At 68.4% G+C, this 19091-nt stretch carries 18 protein-coding genes; 12 read left to right on the forward strand and 6 right to left on the reverse strand.

All coding sequences use genetic code 11. The features are described 5' to 3' along the window. Window positions 1-17 precede the first annotated feature (17 nt). Together LHU95_RS01230 and LHU95_RS01235 are read left to right on the forward strand one after the other, a co-directional pair. On the forward strand, window positions 18-938 hold the full coding sequence (locus tag LHU95_RS01230) for a DnaJ C-terminal domain-containing protein (protein WP_248709560.1): 921 nt from the start codon (window positions 18-20) through the stop codon (window positions 936-938). Next, on the forward strand, window positions 935-1201 hold the full coding sequence (locus tag LHU95_RS01235) for a chaperone modulator CbpM (protein ID WP_248709561.1): 267 nt from the start codon (window positions 935-937) through the stop codon (window positions 1199-1201). Before LHU95_RS01230 ends, LHU95_RS01235 begins: the two co-directional genes overlap by 4 nt. A 48-nt stretch (window positions 1202-1249) precedes the next feature. Here the strand turns inward: LHU95_RS01235 and LHU95_RS01240 are convergent, their stop codons facing one another. Next, on the reverse strand, window positions 1250-1876 hold the full coding sequence (locus LHU95_RS01240; RefSeq protein ID WP_248709562.1) for a TetR/AcrR family transcriptional regulator: 627 nt from the start codon (window positions 1874-1876) through the stop codon (window positions 1250-1252). An 82-nt stretch (window positions 1877-1958) separates the two neighbouring features. On the opposite strand from LHU95_RS01240, the gene LHU95_RS01245 reads away from it, so the two are divergent. The 7 genes from LHU95_RS01245 to LHU95_RS01275 are packed head-to-tail and all read left to right on the forward strand — an operon-like array spanning window position 1959 to window position 9788. Next, window positions 1959-2825: a xanthine dehydrogenase family protein subunit M gene (locus LHU95_RS01245; protein WP_248709563.1), complete on the forward strand. Its 867-nt coding sequence runs from the start codon at window positions 1959-1961 to the stop codon at window positions 2823-2825. Further along, a complete protein-coding gene (locus LHU95_RS01250) occupies window positions 2822-3355 on the forward strand; it encodes a (2Fe-2S)-binding protein (protein ID WP_248709564.1) in 534 nt (177 codons plus the stop codon). Before LHU95_RS01245 ends, LHU95_RS01250 begins: the two co-directional genes overlap by 4 nt. Further along, a complete protein-coding gene (locus LHU95_RS01255; RefSeq protein WP_248709565.1) occupies window positions 3352-5748 on the forward strand; it encodes a xanthine dehydrogenase family protein molybdopterin-binding subunit in 2397 nt (798 codons plus the stop codon). Before LHU95_RS01250 ends, LHU95_RS01255 begins: the two co-directional genes overlap by 4 nt. A 49-nt stretch (window positions 5749-5797) precedes the next feature. After that, window positions 5798-6883, forward strand: a complete 1086-nt coding sequence (locus LHU95_RS01260) for a C4-dicarboxylate TRAP transporter substrate-binding protein (protein WP_248709566.1) — start codon at window positions 5798-5800, stop codon at window positions 6881-6883. Window positions 6884-6903: 20 nt separating this feature from the next. After that, window positions 6904-7458, forward strand: a complete 555-nt coding sequence (locus LHU95_RS01265; protein WP_248709567.1) for a TRAP transporter small permease — start codon at window positions 6904-6906, stop codon at window positions 7456-7458. Beyond that, entirely contained in the window at window positions 7451-8770 is a 1320-nt protein-coding gene (locus LHU95_RS01270) for a TRAP transporter large permease (protein ID WP_248709568.1), read from the forward strand. Before LHU95_RS01265 ends, LHU95_RS01270 begins: the two co-directional genes overlap by 8 nt. A 7-nt stretch (window positions 8771-8777) precedes the next feature. Continuing rightward, entirely contained in the window at window positions 8778-9788 is a 1011-nt protein-coding gene (locus tag LHU95_RS01275; protein ID WP_248709569.1) for a hypothetical protein, read from the forward strand. A gap of 28 nt (window positions 9789-9816) precedes the next feature. Here LHU95_RS01275 and LHU95_RS01280 read toward each other — a convergent pair whose 3' ends face one another. Then, window positions 9817-10983, reverse strand: coding sequence for an acyl-CoA dehydrogenase family protein (locus tag LHU95_RS01280; protein ID WP_248709570.1), 1167 nt, complete (start codon window positions 10981-10983; stop codon window positions 9817-9819). Between the two features lie 136 nt (window positions 10984-11119). Between LHU95_RS01280 and LHU95_RS01285 the strand changes: the two genes are divergently transcribed. Then, window positions 11120-11728 (forward strand): hypothetical protein, encoded by a 609-nt coding sequence (locus LHU95_RS01285; RefSeq protein ID WP_248709571.1) that lies wholly within the window; start codon window positions 11120-11122, stop codon window positions 11726-11728. A 385-nt stretch (window positions 11729-12113) separates the two neighbouring features. Here LHU95_RS01285 and LHU95_RS01290 read toward each other — a convergent pair whose 3' ends face one another. The 4 genes from LHU95_RS01290 to LHU95_RS01305 form a co-directional block, all read right to left on the reverse strand. Next, window positions 12114-13616 (reverse strand): DegQ family serine endoprotease, encoded by a 1503-nt coding sequence (locus tag LHU95_RS01290; RefSeq protein WP_248709572.1) that lies wholly within the window; start codon window positions 13614-13616, stop codon window positions 12114-12116. 176 nt (window positions 13617-13792) lie between these two features. Next, window positions 13793-15118 (reverse strand): HAMP domain-containing sensor histidine kinase, encoded by a 1326-nt coding sequence (locus LHU95_RS01295; protein WP_248709573.1) that lies wholly within the window; start codon window positions 15116-15118, stop codon window positions 13793-13795. Further along, the gene (locus LHU95_RS01300; protein ID WP_248709574.1) at window positions 15115-15798 is read right to left on the reverse strand and encodes a response regulator transcription factor; all 684 of its coding nucleotides are present in this window, start codon (window positions 15796-15798) and stop codon (window positions 15115-15117) included. Before LHU95_RS01300 ends, LHU95_RS01295 begins: the two co-directional genes overlap by 4 nt. Before the next feature lie 9 nt (window positions 15799-15807). Next, window positions 15808-16632, reverse strand: a complete 825-nt coding sequence (locus tag LHU95_RS01305; protein WP_248709575.1) for an SH3 domain-containing protein — start codon at window positions 16630-16632, stop codon at window positions 15808-15810. A 142-nt stretch (window positions 16633-16774) separates the two neighbouring features. Between LHU95_RS01305 and LHU95_RS01310 the strand changes: the two genes are divergently transcribed. Both LHU95_RS01310 and LHU95_RS01315 read left to right on the forward strand, forming a co-directional pair. Next, complete coding sequence (locus LHU95_RS01310; protein WP_248709576.1) at window positions 16775-17650, forward strand: DUF3365 domain-containing protein; 876 nt, start codon at window positions 16775-16777, stop codon at window positions 17648-17650. 7 nt (window positions 17651-17657) lie between these two features. Beyond that, window positions 17658-19055 carry a serine/threonine-protein kinase gene (locus LHU95_RS01315; protein ID WP_248709577.1) on the forward strand — a complete coding sequence of 466 codons (1398 nt, stop codon included), beginning with the start codon at window positions 17658-17660 and terminating at the stop codon, window positions 19053-19055. The last annotated feature ends 36 nt before the right edge of the window (window positions 19056-19091 follow it).

Here is a 19091-nt window from a genome sequence, read left to right on the forward strand (position 1 = left end):
TCCTGAAGGAGCCATCCATGGCCGAAGACCCCTACAAGACTCTGGGCATCGCACGCGATGCCTCGCCCGAAGCGATCAAGGCTGCCTATCGCAAGCTGGCGCGCAAGCACCACCCCGACCTGAACCCTGGCAAGCCCGAGGCCGAGGCCCGCTTCAAGGCCGTCTCCGCCGCCAATGACCTGCTGAGCGACCCGGAGAAGCGCGCCCGCTTCGACCGCGGCGAAATTGATGCCGAAGGCCAGGAGCAACGCCCGGCCGGCGGCTATCGCCACCAGGCGGAGCAACCCCAGGGCGAGAAATATGGCGCGCGCTACGGCCAGCGCCCGGAGGCGGAGGTCTTCGAGGACCTCTTCGCCGATATCTTCGAGCAGCGCCGCCGTGCCGAGACCGGCCCCCGCCGTGGCCGTGATGAATCGTACCGCCTGGCTGTGCCGTTCCTGCACGCCGTGGCGGGCGCCACCGAAACGCTCACCTTGCCCGATGGCCGCAGCCTCAGCGTGAAGATCCCCCCCGGGGTCGAGAGCGGCCAGGTCCTGCGGCTGCGCGGCCAGGGCGGCCCGGGGCGCAATGGCGGGCCGGCCGGCGATGCGCTGATCGAGCTGGATGTCGCCTCCGACAAGCTGTGCCGGCGGGAAGGCATGGACCTGCACCTGGAATTGCCGGTGAGCGTGCAGGAGGCGGTTCTCGGTGGGCCCGTCCTGGTCCCCACCCCCGGCGGCCCGCTGCGCGTCACTCTGCCGGCAGGCAGTGATGCGGGCCGGCAGATCAGGCTTCGTGGCAAGGGCATCGCGGCACATGGCAAGCGTGAAGCGGGGGATTTGTTCCTGACGCTGCGCATCGTGATCGGCACGGCGGATGAAGCGCTGAAAGCCTTCCTGCGCGACTGGAAGCCGGAACATCCGCAAGACCCCCGCGCCGGGCTGGAGGCATCGGCATGATCACGCTCGATATCCTCTGCGCGCGTTTCTCCACGCTCCGCCTGGAAGATCTGCAGGGCTGGATCGCGGAGGGCCATGTGCGCCCGGACCGTGCGGCGGGCGACCTGGTGTTCACCGAGCTGGATGTCGAGCGTGTGCGCCTCATCCTCGAATTGCGTGACGAGATGGCGGTGAATGAGGAAGCGCTGCCCGTGGTGCTCTCGCTGCTGGACCAGCTCTATGAGTTGCGGCGAAGGCTGCGGGCGATGGGCGTGGAACCCTGACCGGCGGGCCGGCGCCGCGGCCCGATTATTGAATTTGAGGCACCCGGATCAGGCGAGTTTGTGCAGGAAGCGATCCACCGCCGCTTCGATCACCGGCGTCACATCCTCGGGCACGGGCAGGTGGTAGATGAAGCGCCGGATGCCGAGATAGATGATGCCGCCATGCAGGTTCCAGAGGTCTTCGGCCTGCGGCGCCCAGCGGCCGGCAGCCTCGGCGGCCACCTCCTCGCGCATGGGGGCCAGCAGCAATTCGCTGAGATGCTCAAGGTAGCGGCGATTCAGCGCGTCACCGTCGAGGCCGGCCCACATGAAGATGCGCATCCACTCATAGGTGAAGATGGCCTGGGTGTATTCGCCATAGAAGCGGCAAAGCCGGGCGCGCAGCGGCAAGCTGCGATCCCGCAGATCCTCGAGCCAATGCGGCGCGATGCGGCCCAGATAGACGTGCTCGAACACCGCCTCGCGCAGTTCGGCCTTGCTCGCGAAATACTTGTAGAGCAGCGCCTGCGTGACGCCCGCACGCTTCGCCAGATCGCGGGTTGAGCCGCCAAAGCCGACCTCCGCGAAGTAGCCGGCGGCGGCGCGAATGATCTCCTCCCGCCGGGCGGGCGCGTCGAGGCGGCGGCGCGTGATGCTGCCCTCCACGGGGCGTTCCTCCGGGTTGTCGCCGCGCATCCTGGCATCATCCAGCGTGGCTTGACACATGATGGGGTCTGGTGATCATTTGATCAACAAGACCAAGACCAGGGAAACGTTCATGAAGTGGCCAGCCATGGGCTACCTCCGCGCCACGAGTCTGCCAGACCTGTGGTCGGCGCTCGCGCAGCACGGAGCTTCGGCGCAAATCATCGCGGGCGGGCAGACCCTGCTTGCCACGCTGGCCTTTCGGCTGTCGGAGCCGAGCGTGCTGGTGGACATCATCCGCATCCCTGAACTGCGCGGGGTGTCCGTGACGGGTGGCGCATTGCGCATCGGCGCCCTGACGCGCCACGCGGAATTGGGGCGCGATGCCTTGGTCCGCGCCCATGCGCCGTTGCTGACCGAGGCCGTGCCCCTCATCGCCCATCCGGCCATCCGCAACCGCGGCACGATCGGCGGCAGCCTCGCCTATGCCGACCCGGCCGCCGAATTGCCGGCCTGCATCGTGGCGCTGGATGCGGTGGTCGTCACGGCGTCCGCCGCCGGGGAGCGGCGCATCCCGGCGCGCGATTTCTTCACCGACCTGCTGCAAACCGCGCTGCATCCGGGCGAGATCATCGCTGGCGTGGAAATCCCGCTGGCCGCGCGGCACAGCGCCATCCAGGAGATCGCCCGCCGCTCGGGCGACTACGCCATGGCCGGCCTGGCTGCGGCCCTGCGGCTGGAGGCTGGCTGCGTGGTGGCGCCGCGCCTGGTGTATTTTGGCGTCGGCAATGGCCCGGTGCTGGCTGCCCATGCCTCGGCCGCGCTGGAGGGCCGCCCGCTGGATGCGGGCAGCATCGCCGCTGCCCAGGAAGCGCTGGGCGAGGATCTTGACCCACCGCAGGATCTGCACGGCCCGCCGGACATGAAGCGCCACCTGGCCCGCGTACTGACCGCCCGGGTGCTGGGCAGTTTCCTGGCCCCCAAGGAGATGGCCGCATGATCACCCTGACCGTGAATGGCGAGCGTGTGACGCGCGAAGTCGAACCGCGTCGGCATCTGATTGATTTCCTCCGGCTCGACCTCGGCCTCACCGGCAGCCATGCGGGCTGCGAACACGGCGTCTGCGGCGCCTGCACAGTGCGGTTGGACGGCGAGATCGTGCGCGGTTGCCTCGTGCTCGCCGCCTCGCTCGATGGCGCCGATGTCGTCACCATCGAGGGGCTTTCCGACAGTGGCGAGGTGGCTGATCTCCAGGCCAATTTCGTCGCGCGCAACGCGGCGCAATGCGGCTTCTGCACGCCAGGGATGATCATGACGGCGGCCGATCTCCTGGCGCATGAAAGGGAAGCGGGGCGGGGCACGCCCTCGCGCGCTGAAATCCGCGAGCATCTCTCGGGCAATTACTGCCGCTGCACCGGCTACCAGGCCATCGTGGACGCTGTGGAAGATACGCTGAAGGCGAGGCATCCGGTTGCCGATTTGGGTCGCGGCACCGCGCCGGCGCCGCGGTCATCGGAGGCAACACGATGAACGAAATCACGCCCGCCTCCATCGGCCTCTCGCGCGAGGATTTGCCGAATTCCTATATCGGCCGCTCGGTGCCGCGGCCCAATGCGCCCAAGCTGGTGCAGGGCCGCGCGACCTACACGGATGACGTGGTGCTGCCGCGCATGCTGCACGCGGCCTTCCTGCGCAGCCCCTACGCCCATGCGCGAATCCTGAGCGTGGACAGCAGCGCCGCACGGCAGGTGCCCGGCGTGGTGCGCGTCTTCACCGGCGCCGATCTGGCCGAGGTGTGTGACCCCTGGGTGGCCACGCTGGATCACCTGAAGGGCATGAAATCCGCGCCGCAGCATCCGCTGCCGCTCACTCGCGCCACCTGGCAGGGGGAGCCCATCGTGGCGGTCGTGGCCGATACCCGCGCCGCCGCCGAGGATGGCGTCGCCGCATTGCAGGTGGAGTTCGAGCCACTGCCCGCGCAGACCGACATGGAGACGGCGCTGGCCGCCGGCGCGGTCATCATCCATCCCGAGCTGGGCGATAACCTGGTCTTCACCCGCACGGCGGAAACCGGCGATATTGCTGGCGCCTTCGCGCAGGCGCACAAGGTGGTGGAGGCCCGCTTCGTCACTGGCCGCCACACCGGCGTCACGCTGGAACCACGCTCCATCATCGCCGACTACAACCGCGCCGATGGCACGCTCACCGTGCACCACTCCACCCAGGCGCCGCACATGATGCAGGGTGTTTTTGCGAAACAGTTACGACTGGCTGAAGGCGACGTTCGCGTCATCTGCAAGGATGTCGGCGGCAGCTTCGGCATCAAGGTGCATGTCTATCCGGATGAGGTCGCCGTCGCCGCCATGGCGCGCATCCTGGGCCGCCCGGTGAAGTTCATCGCCGACCGCTTCGAGGCCTTCGCCAGTGACATCCATGCGCGCGACCACCGCATCACGGCGCGGCTAGCCGTGGACGCCGAAGGGCGCGTGCTGGCCTTCGATGTGGATGACCTGACCGGCATCGGCCCCTATTCCGTCTATCCGCGCACCAGCGCGATGGAGGGGAACCAGGTGGTGAACCTGTGCGGCGGACCCTACGACTTCAAGAATTACCGCTGCACGACGACGGTGGTACTGCAGAACAAGGCACCGACCTGCCAGTACCGAGCCGTCGGCCATCCCATCGCCACCGCCGTGACCGAGGGCCTGATGGACCTGGCCGCCGAAGCGCTCGGCATGGACCCGATCGAAATTCGCCGCCGCAACCTGATCCGCGACGACGCCTATCCCTTCACCTCGCCCGCCGGGATGCGCTTCGAGGGGCTGTCGCACCATGCCTCGCTCGCGAAGCTGCTGGAGATGGTCCCGGTGGAGCGCATCCGGGCCGACCAGGCGGAGGCCCGCGCGCGCGGCGTCTATCGCGGCCTGGGCTTTGCTGCCTTCATCGAGCTGACCAACCCCTCGCCCTTCATGTACGGCATCGGTGGCGCCCGGATTTCGGCGCAGGATGGCTGCACGGTGCGGATGGACCCGGATGGTTCCATCGTTGCTTCTTCCGGTGTGACGGAGCAGGGGCAGGGCACGGAAGCGATCCTCGCGCAGATCGTGGCGCATGGTGTGGGTGTCGCGGTGAACCGCGTGAAGATCATCACGGGGGATACGCAGACCACCCCCTATGGCGGCGGCACCTGGGCCTGCCGGGGTGCAGGGATTGGCGGTGAGGCCGCGTTGCAATCGGCCATCGCGCTGAAGCAGCAGATCCTCGAAGTCGCCGGCGCCATGCTGCAGGCCACGCCCGAGAGCCTCGACATCGCCATGGGCAGCATCACCGACAAGGCCACAGGGGCCGAGCGGATGACGCTGCATGAGCTGGGCCGCATCGTCTATTTCCGCGGCGACACCCTGCCCCGCGATCTGCAGCGTGAGCTGGTGCAGACGCGCCACTTCATCACCAAGGAATACCCCTTCGCCTTCACCAACGGCATCCAGGCGAGCTGGGTGGAGGTGGACCCGGCAACCGGCTTGGTGAAGCTGCTGGAGCATTGGTGCGTCGAGGATTGCGGCCGCGTGATCAACCCGATGCTGGTGGATGAGCAGGTGCGCGGCGGCATCGTCCAGGGCATTGGCGGCGCGCTCTACGAGAACTGCATCTATGACGAGCAGGGCAATCTGCTGACCACCACGCTGGCCGATTACCTCGTGCCCATGTCCGCCGAAATGCCGGAGATGCATGTGGGCCATGTGGAGACACCGACGCGCGAATCCCTGTTGGGCGCCAAGGGCGCGGGTGAGGCCGGCACGGCCGGCGCGCCAGGGGCCATCATGAACGCCATCAACGACGCACTGCGGCCCTTGAAGGCCCGCGTGCATGAACAACCCTTCACGCCCGAACGCATCCTTCGCGCGCTCGGCGCCATCGCGTAAGATCACTCGCACAGCGCCGCCAAGGCGCGAAGACAAGGGAGTTCCAAGGATGACCAACGCGAAACACACGACAGCTCGGCGAAGCCTGCTCATGGGCGCCTCCGCCCTGCCGCTGTTTTCCATTCATAGCCAGGCGCAGACCGCGCTGAACATCACCATCGCCTCCAGCCATCCCGTCGCCAATTTCTGGGTGGCGATGATGAAGAACGTCTTCCAGCCGGAGATGGACAAGTTCCTGCGCGACAACGGGAACACGCACCGCATCAACTGGCGCGAATCCTATGGCGGCACGCTCTATCGCTTCCAGGATACGATGGAGGCGGTGCGCGACAACATCACCGATATTGGATACGTCGGCACGCTCTGGGAGGGCAGCACCATGCCGCTCCAGAACGTCACCTATTTCACGCCCTTCGCGACCGGTGACCACGCCGTGGTCGCCAACGCCTTTGAGAGCATGAACGCCAATGTGCCGGCCATCCGGGCGAACTGGAACGGGCTGAACATGGTCCCGCTCAGCTCCTACATCACGGACACCTATCACATCTGGTCCAACTTCCCGGTCCGCACGCTGGATGATCTGCGCAACCGCAAGATCTCCGCCCCCGGCACCAGCGCGAACTGGCTGACCGGCACGGGTGCGACGCCGGTGGATGGTGCGCTCACCACCTATTACACCGACATCCAGACCGGCGTGTCCGAAGGGGCACTCTCCTTCTTCGTGGGCATCCTGCCGACGCGTGTGCATGAGGTCGCGCGCTACATCACGAAATGCGATGTGGGGGCGATGTATGTGGGGGGCATTGCCGCCAACCGGCAGCGCTTCGAACGGTGGCCGGAGCCGGTGCGCCGCGCCATGACGGAGGTCGGCAAGATCACGACGCAGGCGCATATCCGTGACGTCTCGGCGCGCATCGCCGTGGCCGAGGCGGAGATGGTGCGCCAGGGTGCGGTGATCACCACCCTGCCCGAGGCCGAGCGTGCGCGCTGGATCCGTGGCCTGCCCAATATCGCGCGCACCTGGGCCGACAGCTCCGGCCCGGCCTCGCGCGAGGTGCTGAATGCCTATTTCGCGGCGATCCGCGCGGCGGGCCAGACGCCCGGCCGCGACTGGGACCGTGAACTGACTGCGTAACCGCACCGGAGCGCGCCGCCATGGCCGATGACATTGACATGGCGGCGCTCGACGCCGCCGCCGCGCCACAGCCCTTTGATCCGGTCCGCATGCTGCTCGATGGCCTGGCGGCCATCGGCACCATCTGGACCTTCGGGCTGATGCTGCTGATCTGCGCCGATGTGATCGGACGCTCCTTTCTCAGCGCGCCCATCACCGGTGTGGCGGAGATCGCGGCGCATTCGGTGGTGGGCATCGTCTTCCTGCAGATCGGCTCCACCATCTATCACCGGCGCATGACGCGGGCGGATTTCCTGATCGAGCGCGTGCTGCGCTGGGCGCCGGGCCTCGGCCGCGCGATGGAGGCGCTGTTCTACCTCATCGGGGCCGCGGTGATGTTCTTTGTGGCTCAGGCCGCCTGGCCGGGCATGTGGACCTCGATGAATTTGCGGGAGTTTTTTGGCGTGCAGGGGCTTTTCACCGTGCCCACCTGGCCCTTCCGTGGGCTGATCGTGCTGGGTGGTGGCGCCGGTTGCCTCGCCTATCTCGTTCTCTTCCTCCACGAAATACGTCGGATCATGCCCCGCCATGGATGATGTGACCCTCGGCTTCACGCTGATCGGCGTGATGGTGGCGCTGATCATCATCGGCCTGCCCATCGGCATCACGCTGATTTCCACCGGCGCCATCGGCGTCTGGCTGATCCGCGACAATCCCGATCTGGCCTTCCGCTTCACCGCGCTGGCGACCTATTCCGGCATCCAGGATTATCTCTTCGCCACCATCCCGCTCTTTGTGCTGATGGGGTTGCTGGTGAGCATCTCCGATGTCGGCAAGGACACCTTCGATGTCGCGCAGAACATGCTGCGGCGGGTGAAGGGTGGCCTTGGCATCGCGACCGTCGGCGCCAATGCGGTGTTTGCCGCGGTGACGGGCGTCTCCATCGCCTCGGCCGCCGTCTTCACCAAGGTCGCGGTGCCGGAGATGGTGCGGCACGGCTACACCATGCGCTTCGCGGCCGGGACCGTGGCGGGCAGCAGCATCCTGGGCATGCTGATCCCGCCCTCGCTGCTGATGATCGTCTATGGCGTGCTGGCGGAGGTTTCGATCGGCGCCATGTTCATCGCCGGCGTCATCCCCGGCATCATCATCGCCATCGGCTTCGTGGTGATGATCTGGGGCTACGCCACCTTCGCGCCGCACCGCATCATGGACCATCTGGAAAGCCCCGCCGCGCGCGACGAGCCCGTGATGGGCACGGTGGAAATGCTGGGCAAATCCGTACCCATCCTCTCGCTCGTGGCACTCATCCTGGGTGGGCTCTACACGGGCTTCTTCACGCCGACCGAAGCCGGTGCCGTGGGTGCGGCGGGCGCCCTGCTCATCGCGCTGGTGCGCCGCCGACTGGATGCGGCAAAGTTCTGGCGCGTGCTGCGCGAGACGGGGCTGGTTTCGGCCGCCATCCTCTTTCTGCTGATCGCGGCGGGGCTGTATTCCCGCATGCTGTCCATGGCCGGCGTCCCCAATGCCATCGGCGATTTCGTCGAGCATCTGGGGCTTGGTTCCTACGGCTTCCTGCTGGCCTTCGTCATCGTGATCCTGCTGATGGGCATGATCCTCGACAGCACCTCGATCCTGCTGATCATGGTGCCGATCGGCGCACCCATCGCGACGGCCATGGGGTTTGACCTGATCCACTTCGGCATCGTCACCATCATCGCGGTGGAGATGGGGTTGCTCACTCCCCCCTTCGGCATCTCGGTCTTCACCGTGAAGGCGACGCTGGCCGACCCCAAGGTGAGCATTGAGACCATCTTCGCCGGTGCCATGCCCTTCATCGTGGTGATGGGGATCGCGCTGATCTTCATCGCGCTCTTCCCGGTGCTTTCGACCGCGCTGGTCCGGTAGCCGCCCTATGGCGGCACCGGCCCCCGAGGCGATGGAGGCGGCAGGGGAGTGGTACCACGCCTGGTTCATCGGGATCATCCTCACCACCTTGTCGCGGCGCGGCCCGGATGACGCGGTGGCGCTGGTCTTTCGCGTCTTCCGCCAGCAACAGCAGGCGCGCTTCCTGCCGGGCCTCGCGAAGCTTGGCCTGACCGGCCTGCCGCCCGCCATCGCCGCCGCCCGCTACCACTACCTGTCCAATGCGATTGGCGGTGTCGGTGTCGAGTATCACGAGGAGAGTTCGAGAAAAGCCTGGATCCGCTATCCGCCGCCGCGCTGGATCTGGCAGGGCACGGCGATCTGCGGCATCCCGCCCGCGGTGAATGCGGCCATGCTGCGCGGCTGGCACGCACAGAACGGCGTCTCGCTGGATTGTCCGCGTCTCGGCTTCGTCTGTACCGGGCAGACAGTGGAGGGAGATCCCGGGTTGGAGGGCTACTACCTCGAATACGCCCATGATCTCCGCGAGGATGAGCGCCTGCGCTTCACGCGGGAGGAGCGCATGCCCCACTTCGACCCGGCCGCCGCGCCAATGCTGCCCGCCGCCTGGTCCCCCGAGCGCCTGGCCAAGGCCAAGCGGGGCTACGCGATGGAATACGCGCGCAGCGCGATGCAGGCGGCCGAGGCGCTCTGGGGTGGCGAAGCGGCGGGCGCGCTGTTGGGGCTGGCCGCGCGGCTGGTGGCAATGCAGCACGCCCACAAGACGGCCTTGGCGCTGGGCGTCGCAGGGCAGGGCGTCCTGCCCTTCCTGCAAGCACTGGCGGCAGCACAGGGCGATGTGGCGCAGCTGGAGGGCAACATGCTGACCCAGCCGGATGCCGCGCTGCTGCGCGGCCTGACGCTTCACCCCGCGGTGATACGGGCCTGGTCCGAGTTGCATGGCGGCGCCATACTGGCACTGGATCGCGACGCGCGCTGCATCTTCAGCGCCGCCGATGGCGTTCTGCGCTGGAATGTCGAAGCTGCGCGAAGCGGGTGAAAGCCACTCAGGCATTCACCCTGCCCGCTCAGTAGGACTTCGCCTGCCCCAGAACCCTCTCTGCGATGTAGCTGAGAATGAGCTCGCGCGAGACGGGCGCGATGCGCGGGATCAGGCTTTCCCGCAGATAGCGCTCCACATGATATTCCTGCGCGTAGCCCATCCCGCCATGCGTCATCACGGCGGTTTCGGCCGCGCGGAAACCGGCCTCACCCGCCAGGTATTTCGCCGCATTCGCCTCGGCGCCGCATTCCTGCCCAGCATCGTAGAGCGCGGCCGATTTATGCACCATCAGCTCGGCGGCTTCGAGCTGCGCCCAGCTATGCGCCAGCGGATGCTGGATCGCCTGGTTCTGCCCGATGCTGCGGCCGAAGACCCGGCGTTCCTTCGCGTAGTTCGAGGCACGGCGCAGCGCGGCGCGGCCGATGCCCACGGCCTCGGCCGCGATCAGGATGCGCTCGGGGTTCATGCCGTGCAGGATGGCGTGGAAGCCGCGGCCTTCCTCGCCGATGCGGTCCTCCACCGGAATCTCGAAGCCGTCGAAGAAGATCATGTTGGAGTCCACCGCATGGCGGCCCATCTTCTCGATCATGCGGATCTCGACGGTCTTGCGGTCAATCTCCGTGTAGAACAGCGTCAACCCATCGGTTTTGCGGCGCACCTCATCCAGCGGCGTGGTGCGTGCCAGCAGCAGCATCTTGTTGGCGACCTGGGCGGTGGAAATCCACATCTTCTGGCCATGGATCACGTAGCGGTCGCCGTGCCGCTCCGCGCGGGTCTTCAACGCGGTGGTGTTGAGGCCGACATCAGGCTCCGTCACGGCGAAGCAGGGCTTGTCCGCACCGGCGATCAGCGGCGGCAGGAAGCGCGCCTTCTGCGCCTCGCTGCCGAAGACGACGACAGGATTGAGGCCGAAGATGTTCATATGGATCGCCGAGGCGCCACTCATGCAGGCGCCCGAGGCGGCGATGGTTTCCATCATGATCGCGGCTTCGAGAATGCCGAGGCCACCGCCGCCATAGGCCTCCGGCATGGCGATGCCGAGCCAGCCGCCCTGCGCCATGGCGGCGTGGAAATCATGCGGGAAGACGCCGTCGCGGTCCCGCGCCAGCCAGTATTCATCGTCGAAATCGGCGCAGATGCGGGCCACTTGCTCCCGGATGGCCTGCTGTTCGGCGCTGAGTGTGAAGTCCATCTGGCCTGCCCCTCCCGGTTGGGCGGAAGATGCGGCGTGGCGTGCGGAGGGTCAACGGCGAGGGGGCGCCTGGATGTCCTGCTTGGCAAGGTTGAAACCCGAGCCTAGGGTCCTGCCACGCTTGTGAGCGCAAGCGATGATTTGGGAGGTTGCCGTGCCGGAGATCGAGACTGGCGACGTCCTGTATTTCAGCAGTGGCGTCGGCCACATCGGCATGGCCTATAGCGCCAGCCACATCATCCACGCGCAGATGTCCGGCGACTTCCACAAATCCTCGAACGACCAGTTCGACCAGAAGAAGGGCGTTGCCCTTCCCAGCATGTCCAACACGCCCGGCACCCTGGTCTTCCGGCCGCCCTGGGGCACGCTCAGCGCTGCCGAAGTCACCGCCCGCAAGGAAGAGCTTCAGCGCGTGGCCGACGCCATCGCCGCAGGTGCTACCTACGGGGCGTATCGCGCTATTCGCCTGCTGATCGGCTCATCCGAATTTGGTCCGGAGGCTTTTGGCCGGCTGCAGAAATACCGTGACCGCTACCTGGCCAACAAGGGCACGCCGGAAAACTTCAAGGTGAAGGGGAAGGAGGTGATCAAGACGGTCACCTGCTCGGAGGCGGTCATCATCACCTACCAACTCACCTTCCCCTTGCGGGAAAAGCCGTTCTTCATTGGCCTCGACGGCGCGCATGCCATGCCCGGGACATTGCGGGACTGGCTCCGCGCCAGCCCCTGGACCCTTGTCACCTGAAGCGCGCCGAGGCTGCGCGGCCGGCCTGCGCTTTCCATTCCACCCGAGTTTGAACACACGCGAGGGGTCTGAGACAGACCCATAGGCCGAAGCCGATGCGGCGCGATGCGGATGCCCCATATCGCGGGCAAGCCCCTGGAATGACGGCATGCGGGGCTGCCTCGGCGGGCAAAGCCAAAGCGCCAGGCCCGGGCTGGCCCGCCCCGGCGCAACTCGGGTGGGCGTTCAACCCGCCACTCATCGTCAGAAAAAGAGGCAGGCCCCCGGGGGAGGGACCTGCCTCAAGCGCGACGCTCGCCAAGAAGGGGGGAGCTGAGCGCCGCGCGGAATGAGCTGGCCCTGTTGTTCAGGCCTCGCTCGTCAGGCCATGCTCAAAGGGCGTGTCTCACCCCTGGGCAGGCATTTCCACCGCGACAAAGGCGCTGCGGCCTTCGCGCAGGATGCGCAGCGCGATGGCGGCACCCGGCGTGCGGACGGCTTCGCGGATGGCGCCCACCGTCGCCTGCACATCGGCCACGTCACGCCCGGCGACGCCGATGATGACGTCCCCCTCGCGCAGGCCGGCCTCGGCCGCCGGGCTGTCGGGGCGAATGGCCGCGATCACGGCGCCATTGGCATTGGCCGGCAGGTTGAGCTGCTGCCGTGCCTGGGGCGTGATCGGCGCCAGCGCGACGCCCACGGGCCCCCCGCGGCTTTCCGGCTCGGCTGCGGGCTTGCCGGAGGCCGCCTGCCCGTCCCGCAGCTCGGCCAGCGTCACGCGCAGTTCCTGTGCCGCACCTTCGCGCTGCACGGAGAGACGCACTTCGCTGCCGGGACGCGCATCGCCGATGGCGCGCGCCAGGTCACGCGGGTTGGCCACGCTCGTCTCACCCACCCGGGTCACCACATCGCCTGCGCGCAGGCCACCGCGCGCTGCGGGGCTGTCGGGCTCGACCTGGCCGACCAGGGCGCCTTCCGGCTTGGCCATGCGCAACGACCGCGCGAGGGCCGGCGTCAGCGGCTGTGTGGAGGCGCCCAGGAAGCCACGCTCCACCCGGCCATTGGCCTGGATCTGCGCCACCACCTGGCGGACCATGTTCGAGGGAATGGCGAAGCCGATGCCGACCGAACCGCCGCTGGGCGAGAAGATCGCCGTGTTGACGCCGATCACGCTGCCATCCAGGCCAAAGAGCGGGCCGCCCGAATTGCCGCTGTTGATGGAGGCGTCGATCTGGATGAAGTCGTCATAAGGGCCCTGGCCGATATCGCGGCCGCGCGCCGAGACGATGCCGGCCGTGACCGTGCCACCCAGGCCGAAGGGATTGCCCACGGCCACCACCCAGTCACCCGGGCGGGCGCTGTTGCTGTCGCCCAGCGCGAGGAATGGCAGCGGCTGGCCCGCCTCGATCTTGAGCAGGGCGATATCGGTGCGTTCATCCCGGCCGACGACGCGGGCGGTCAGCTCACGCCCGTCATCCAGCTTCACCTTCACGGTGCTGGCATTGCGCACGACATGGTTGTTGGTCACCACATGGCCCTGCGCATCCACCAGGAAGCCTGAGCCCAGCGCATTGCCGGGGCGGCGCTGCGGCTGCTCGCCCTGCTGCTGGCCGAAATGGCGCTGGAATTGCTGATCCTGCTCGCTGCCGGGCGGGAAGGGCGAGCGCGTGCTCACCTGCGTCGCACGCTCGGTCGTCGTGATGGTGACGACGGCGGGGCGGACGCGCGCGGTGAGATCGGCGAAGCCCGGCAAGCTCAAGGCGGGCTGGCTGATGGCGGGCGGGTTGATGGCATTGGCCTGGGCATTGGCCGGATGGCCCTGCCAGAAGGCGAGGCCACCCAGCGCGGTGCCGGCCATCAGCACGGCGGCGAAGCCGGCACGCATGCGGCGGGAGTTGGTTGGGCTCATGGTGATCTCCAATTGAGAGGCGGGACCCCTGTCCCGCTGCTGGAGGCACCCTGCCCGGCCAAGGCTGGAGGCATTCGGGAAGGACCATGACAAAGTTGTCAGAGAGCGTCTCGCATCGGCATGCAGCCGCCGGGGCTGGAGCAGGGATGCGCGCGGGCTGATGCCTGATGGCAGCCCTATGGGCCGGGCGTCAGGTCCAGCTGCGCGCGCAAACCGCGGCCGCCGGTGCCCGCACCCAGCCGCAGCGCGCCGCCATGCGCTTTCGCCGCCGCTGCCACCAATGCCAGGCCGAGCCCGGTGCCGGGCGTCGAGCGGCTGCGGTCCAGCCGATGGAACCGGCGGATCACGGCCGCAAGCTCGCTCTGTGGAATGCCCGGCCCGTCATCCTCCACCTCGATCACCGGGCCGGGGCGCAGCTGGAGCATGATGTTTGGCCCGCCATGCAGGATCGCGTTCTCGATCAGATTCACCACGGCCTGGCGAAGCAGCGCCGCGTCGCCCCGCAGCGTCACGCCCGGCGCGATGGCGGTGTTGAGGACATGGCCAGCCTCCTCCGCCACGGGCGCCATCGCCTCGCCGCAGGCCGTGACCAGCGCCGAGAGGTCCATCGCGGAAAACCCCTCGCGCAGGACGCCGCTTTCGGCGCGGGCGATGCGCAGGAGGGCGGCGAAGCTGGCCAGCACCGAATCCAGCTCCAGCAGGGCATGCTCCAGCATCTCGGCGTCACGCTCGGGATCGCGCGGTTCGGCCAGCGCACCTTCCAGCAATTGCCGCAGGCGGGAGAGCGGGCTGCGCAGGTCATGCGCGATGTCATCCGTCACCTGGCGCTGCGCCAGCATCAGCGCCTCGATCCGGCCCAGCAGCGCGTTGAAGGTGGCGGTCAGCCGGTCAAACTCATCACCCCGGCCGGAGAGCGGGAGGCGGCGCGTCAAATCGCCTTCCATCACGCCCAGTGCCGCGCCGGCGGCTCCGGCCAGCCGCCGCTCCATCCGCGCCGCCGCGATGAAGCCGAGCAGCAGCGCCAGCAGCGCCGCGGCCCCGCCGGCGATCGGCGGCGTCCAGGCCAGGGCGGAGGCGGCCTGGTCCACCGGCGTCAAATCCGCCGCGACCAGCAGCGTGGCCCCCCCGGGCAGATGCCCGCCCAGCACGCGCAGGCTCGGCCGTTCGCCGGTGCCGGGCAGGTTCGCGAAGCCACGCAGCGCGGGTGGCGCGGCCGGAAGGCGCCCGGCGATGGGCCGCCCATCAGGGGCCAGCAGCGCCACGAAAAGCGGCCCGCGCCGCCGGGCATAGGCCTCCACTGCGACAGCCAGGCCACGCAGGCCGAATTCCTCGTATTCGCGCAGGAAGCCATCCGCCTCGGCCGCGATGGCAAGGTCGAGCTGTTGGCGCAAGGCGGCCTCCGCCCGCAACCAGCCCCAGCCAGAGCCCAGCAGCGAGAGCACCAGCATCACCACGGCCGATGCGGTGGCGGCACGCAGCGCGAAGCTGCTGCGGCGGATCATCCTTCCGGCGCCTGCAAGGCGTAGCCCGCGCCGCGCACGGTGCGGATCATCGGCGGCTCGCCCGGCGCATCCAGCTTGCGGCGCAGCCGGCTGACATGGACATCCACCACATTGGTGGTCGGGTCGAAGCTGAAATCCCAGACCTTCTCCAGCAGCATGGTGCGCGTGACGACCTCGCCGGCGTGGCGCAGCAGATATTCCAGCAGCCGCCATTCGGTGGGCATGAGATCGAGCTTGCGGGCGCCACGCGTGGCGACGCGCGTCAGCAGATCCATCCGCACATCACCCAGGCTCAGCGTGGATTGCTCGGCCGGGGGGCCAGCGGGGCGGCGGGCCAGGGCACGGATGCGCGCGCGCAATTCAGCGAAGGCGAAGGGCTTGGCCAGGTAGTCATCCGCACCCGCCTCCAGCCCTTCGACGCGCTTCTCCACCTCGCCCAGCGCGGTCAGCACCAGGATGGGTGTGGCGATCTTCGCCATGCGCAGGGCCCGGATGATCGAGAGCCCATCCGGGCCGGGCAGCATGCGGTCGGTCACGATGATGTCGAAGGGCTCGCCCATGGCCAGGAACAGCCCGTCCCGGCCATTGGCGGCGTGGTCCACCACATGCCCCTCCTCCCGCAGCCCCTTGGCGATATAGGCGGCGGTGGATTCATCGTCCTCGATCAGGAGGATGCGCATGGGCCCGGTTCAGGAAGCCGGTTCGAAGCGCTGCAAGCCCGAGCGATTGGCCAGTGCGACGCTTTCGATGAAGCCCTCGCGGCGGGCCAGGTTGGTCGCGGCCAGGCTGCGCAGCCGGTCCGGGCCCGTGACCACGGGCACGGCGGGCAGCAAGGTGAAGGCATTGTTGGGCGCATAGCCGCGCTGCCCACCGCCCTCGGCCAGCACGAAGCCGCCAGGGGCCGGCTGCAGGCTGACCTCCGTCCCGGCGGGCAGGCGGCCCACCACGGGGCCGGACGCATCGGGCCTGACCCGCAGGACGATCGGCGCCGAGGCGACGGCGCGTGGGCGGCCCGCGGCCTGCTGCCCGGCAATGGCCGCGCGCGTCCCTGGTGAGACGGCCTCGACCGCCGCCTCGATCCGCGCATTGCGCGCTTGCATGCGGTCCCGCGCCTGGCTGGCGCGCGCCAGATCCTGCCGAAGGCGGCCCTCCGCCGCGGTCAGGCGCTGGGGCAATTCCGCCGGCGGGAAGCGCCCGGAAGTGGCATCGGCGCGGATCACCCGCACCTCGGTCCAGCGGCAATAGAGCAGCGCGTCGAAGGCGATCTGCAGCCGCTCCAGCGCCGCATTCTCCCGGGTCAGTTCCGCTGCCAGCTCCTCGGCGGTGGGGGGCTGGGTGCGGCGGGGCGGCTCGGCGAAGAGATCCCCGGCATTGACGAAGACGACGACCTGCGGGCCGCAGGAATCCTGTGGATCCCCGGCGAGGCCACCGCCCGGCGGCGCGGCGCAGGCCGTCAGGAGAGCGAACAGTCCAGCCGGCCAAAGCCGGCGGTTGGTCTTCGGAGAAAAATGCATGTGGTCCTCAAGGTGACGCCTTCGTGGCCTGGACGCAACGCCGGCCGGAACGGGGAGATTCCGGTGAATGGAAAATTGCCCTAGGCTCCCGCCCCGCCGGGCCCTGACTTGCGTGACACGCCGGCTGGGGGACAATGCGGCCATGGGTATTCGTACCAAGTTCAACCTGGGACTCCTGTTGGTCTTTGCCATCGGCTTCGCGGCGGCCTGGCTGTTCCTTGACCGGCAATTCGCCACTTCGGCGCGCATCCAGGCGGTGGAAAACGCGCGCATCATGCTCAGCGCCGCCAATGCCGTGCGCGACTACACCTCGCGCGAGGTGGCGCCCGCCATCACCCGCGGTGACCCGAATGTGATCACGGCGATGATGATCCCCTCCTACGCCGCCCAGGTGAATCTACGCCGCGTGCAGGCCGATTTCCCCGAATACTCCTACAAGGAAGCCGCGCTGAACCCGACCAACCCGAATGACCTCGCCGCCCCCTGGGAGGCCGAATTCATCAACGCCTTCCGCCGCGAGCCGGGCCTGACCGAATTGATGGGTGAGCGTGCCACGCCCAATGGCCAGGTGCTGACCCTGGCGCGCCCCGTCACCATCCGCGACGCGGCCTGCCTGACCTGCCACTCCACGCCCGAGCGCGCGCCGCCGCGCATGGTGCAGATCTATGGCCGGACGGCGGGTTTTGGCTGGCAGCTGAACGAGACGATCGGCGCGCAGCTGGTCACTGTCCCCATGGCGCTCCCGCTGCGCAACGCCGAGGTCAACCTGCACAGCGCGATGGCCATTCTCCTTGCGATCTTCGTCGGGCTGATGCTGGTGCTGAACCTGCTGCTTCACCTGGTCATCCTTCGGCCGATGACGCGCATCACCGCCGCGGCCACCGCGGTCAGCCTGGGCCAGGATGTGCCGGCCGGCGATTTCGAGGCCAAGGGCCGCGATGAGGTGGCCGAGCTGGGCCGCGCCTTCACCCGCATGCGGCGCAGCCTGGACCAGGCCGTGAAGATGCTCTCGTCATGAGCCGCGCATGACGGAACTCGGCCGTTTCGGGCGCTATGAGGCCTTCGAGGAGCTGGGCTCTGGCGCCATGGGCAAGGTCTTTCTGGCGGTGGACCCGCTGATTGACCGGATGGTCGCGGTGAAGGTGATCCGCGCCGACCTGCTGGAACCGGCCGAGCGTGTCGAATTCCTGGAGCGCTTCCGGCTGGAGGTGCGGGCGGCCGCCCGCTGCGCCCACCCCAATATCGTCGCGGTCTATGATTTCGCGGATCACGACGCGATGCCCTACATCGTGATGGAGCATGTCCCTGGCCGCACCCTCTCGGCCATCCTGCGCGGTGACCCGCAGGCGCGCCTGGTGGCCGCTCCCGGCCTGACCCACGCCATGCTGAGCGTCCTGGAGGGGCTGAAGGCCGCCCATGCGCTGGGCGTGATCCATCGGGACATCAAGCCCGGCAACATCATGATCACCCCGCGTGACCAGGTGAAAATCACCGATTTCGGCATCGCGAAATTCGGCGGCGGGGAGCTGACCCAGGTGGGCGGCGTGGTCGGCACCCCTTCCTACATGTCACCCGAACAGGCGCTGGGCCGCGAGGTGGATCCCCGCACCGACCTGTTTTCCGTTGCGGCCATTCTTTACGAGATCCTGTTCGGCCGCGCGCCCTTCGCCGGCAACAACATGACCGACACGCTGATGCGACTGACCGGGCCGGCGCCGGCCGATCTGGGCCAGCTGGCGGGCACACCGCTTGGCGAGGTGTTGCGCCAGGGCCTCGCCAAGAACCCCGAGGAGCGCTTCGCCGACGCCACCGCCTTTGCCGATGCGCTGCGTGAGGCGCTGGCCGTGCGGCAGGATGCGCGACCGGGCATGGCAACGCCGGTGCCGGAGGTTCCCGCGGTGGCGCCCACCAGGGCATCGGGCGCCGCCCCCTGGGCAGCCCCGCCCCCCGCCGCCGAGCCGCGTCCCGCGCCGCCCGTCATTGCGCCACCGGCCATCGCTCCATCCGGCACGGACCCGATGCGCCGCCTGGCGGCCTTGCGCGGACAATCGCCGCCGTCGCCCAGCGCCCAGGCGCCGCGTCCGCTCGCGCCGCCACCTTTGGCCCAGTCTCCTTTGGCGCAACCCCCTTTGACGCAGCCTGCTTCGGTGCGCAGCCCGCCGCAGTCCCAGCCGGAGCGCGCGGCGCCCAGCGGCAACCCCACGACCGCAAGCCCAGTCACCGGGAGCGGGGGCTTGTCCGCGAAGCAGATCGAGGCCGCCAGCGCCGAGCTGGCCTTCGTCGTCGGTCCGATCGCACGGCTTCTGGTGGGCAAGGCGGCGGCACAGGCGACGACCACCGAGGAATTCGTGGATCTGCTCTGCGCGCACGCGGCCGGCCAGGAGGCGGTCGCGCTGCGCAAGAAGCTCGTGGCCCTGATGTGAACGGCGGTGCAATGGCCGCTGGCATCCGTCTCAATC

It is taken from the genome of Sediminicoccus sp. KRV36 (assembly GCF_023243115.1).
Taxonomy (GTDB): domain Bacteria; phylum Pseudomonadota; class Alphaproteobacteria; order Acetobacterales; family Acetobacteraceae; genus Roseococcus.

Bases quoted from the DNA above. Each gene is read 5' to 3' on its own strand.
- LHU95_RS01230 (WP_248709560.1), top strand. From the start codon at position 18: ATGGCCGAAGACCCCTACAAGACTCTGGGCATCGCACGCGATGCCTCG.
- LHU95_RS01235 (WP_248709561.1), top strand. From the start codon at position 935: ATGATCACGCTCGATATCCTCTGCGCGCGTTTCTCCACGCTCCGCCTG.
- LHU95_RS01240 (WP_248709562.1), bottom strand. From the start codon at position 1,876: ATGCGCGGCGACAACCCGGAGGAACGCCCCGTGGAGGGCAGCATCACG.
- LHU95_RS01245 (WP_248709563.1), top strand. From the start codon at position 1,959: ATGAAGTGGCCAGCCATGGGCTACCTCCGCGCCACGAGTCTGCCAGAC.
- LHU95_RS01250 (WP_248709564.1), top strand. From the start codon at position 2,822: ATGATCACCCTGACCGTGAATGGCGAGCGTGTGACGCGCGAAGTCGAA.
- LHU95_RS01255 (WP_248709565.1), top strand. From the start codon at position 3,352: ATGAACGAAATCACGCCCGCCTCCATCGGCCTCTCGCGCGAGGATTTG.
- LHU95_RS01260 (WP_248709566.1), top strand. From the start codon at position 5,798: ATGACCAACGCGAAACACACGACAGCTCGGCGAAGCCTGCTCATGGGC.
- LHU95_RS01265 (WP_248709567.1), top strand. From the start codon at position 6,904: ATGGCCGATGACATTGACATGGCGGCGCTCGACGCCGCCGCCGCGCCA.
- LHU95_RS01270 (WP_248709568.1), top strand. From the start codon at position 7,451: ATGGATGATGTGACCCTCGGCTTCACGCTGATCGGCGTGATGGTGGCG.
- LHU95_RS01275 (WP_248709569.1), top strand. From the start codon at position 8,778: ATGGCGGCACCGGCCCCCGAGGCGATGGAGGCGGCAGGGGAGTGGTAC.
- LHU95_RS01280 (WP_248709570.1), bottom strand. From the start codon at position 10,983: ATGGACTTCACACTCAGCGCCGAACAGCAGGCCATCCGGGAGCAAGTG.
- LHU95_RS01285 (WP_248709571.1), top strand. From the start codon at position 11,120: ATGATTTGGGAGGTTGCCGTGCCGGAGATCGAGACTGGCGACGTCCTG.
- LHU95_RS01290 (WP_248709572.1), bottom strand. From the start codon at position 13,616: ATGAGCCCAACCAACTCCCGCCGCATGCGTGCCGGCTTCGCCGCCGTG.
- LHU95_RS01295 (WP_248709573.1), bottom strand. From the start codon at position 15,118: ATGATCCGCCGCAGCAGCTTCGCGCTGCGTGCCGCCACCGCATCGGCC.
- LHU95_RS01300 (WP_248709574.1), bottom strand. From the start codon at position 15,798: ATGCGCATCCTCCTGATCGAGGACGATGAATCCACCGCCGCCTATATC.
- LHU95_RS01305 (WP_248709575.1), bottom strand. From the start codon at position 16,632: ATGCATTTTTCTCCGAAGACCAACCGCCGGCTTTGGCCGGCTGGACTG.
- LHU95_RS01310 (WP_248709576.1), top strand. From the start codon at position 16,775: ATGGGTATTCGTACCAAGTTCAACCTGGGACTCCTGTTGGTCTTTGCC.
- LHU95_RS01315 (WP_248709577.1), top strand. From the start codon at position 17,658: ATGACGGAACTCGGCCGTTTCGGGCGCTATGAGGCCTTCGAGGAGCTG.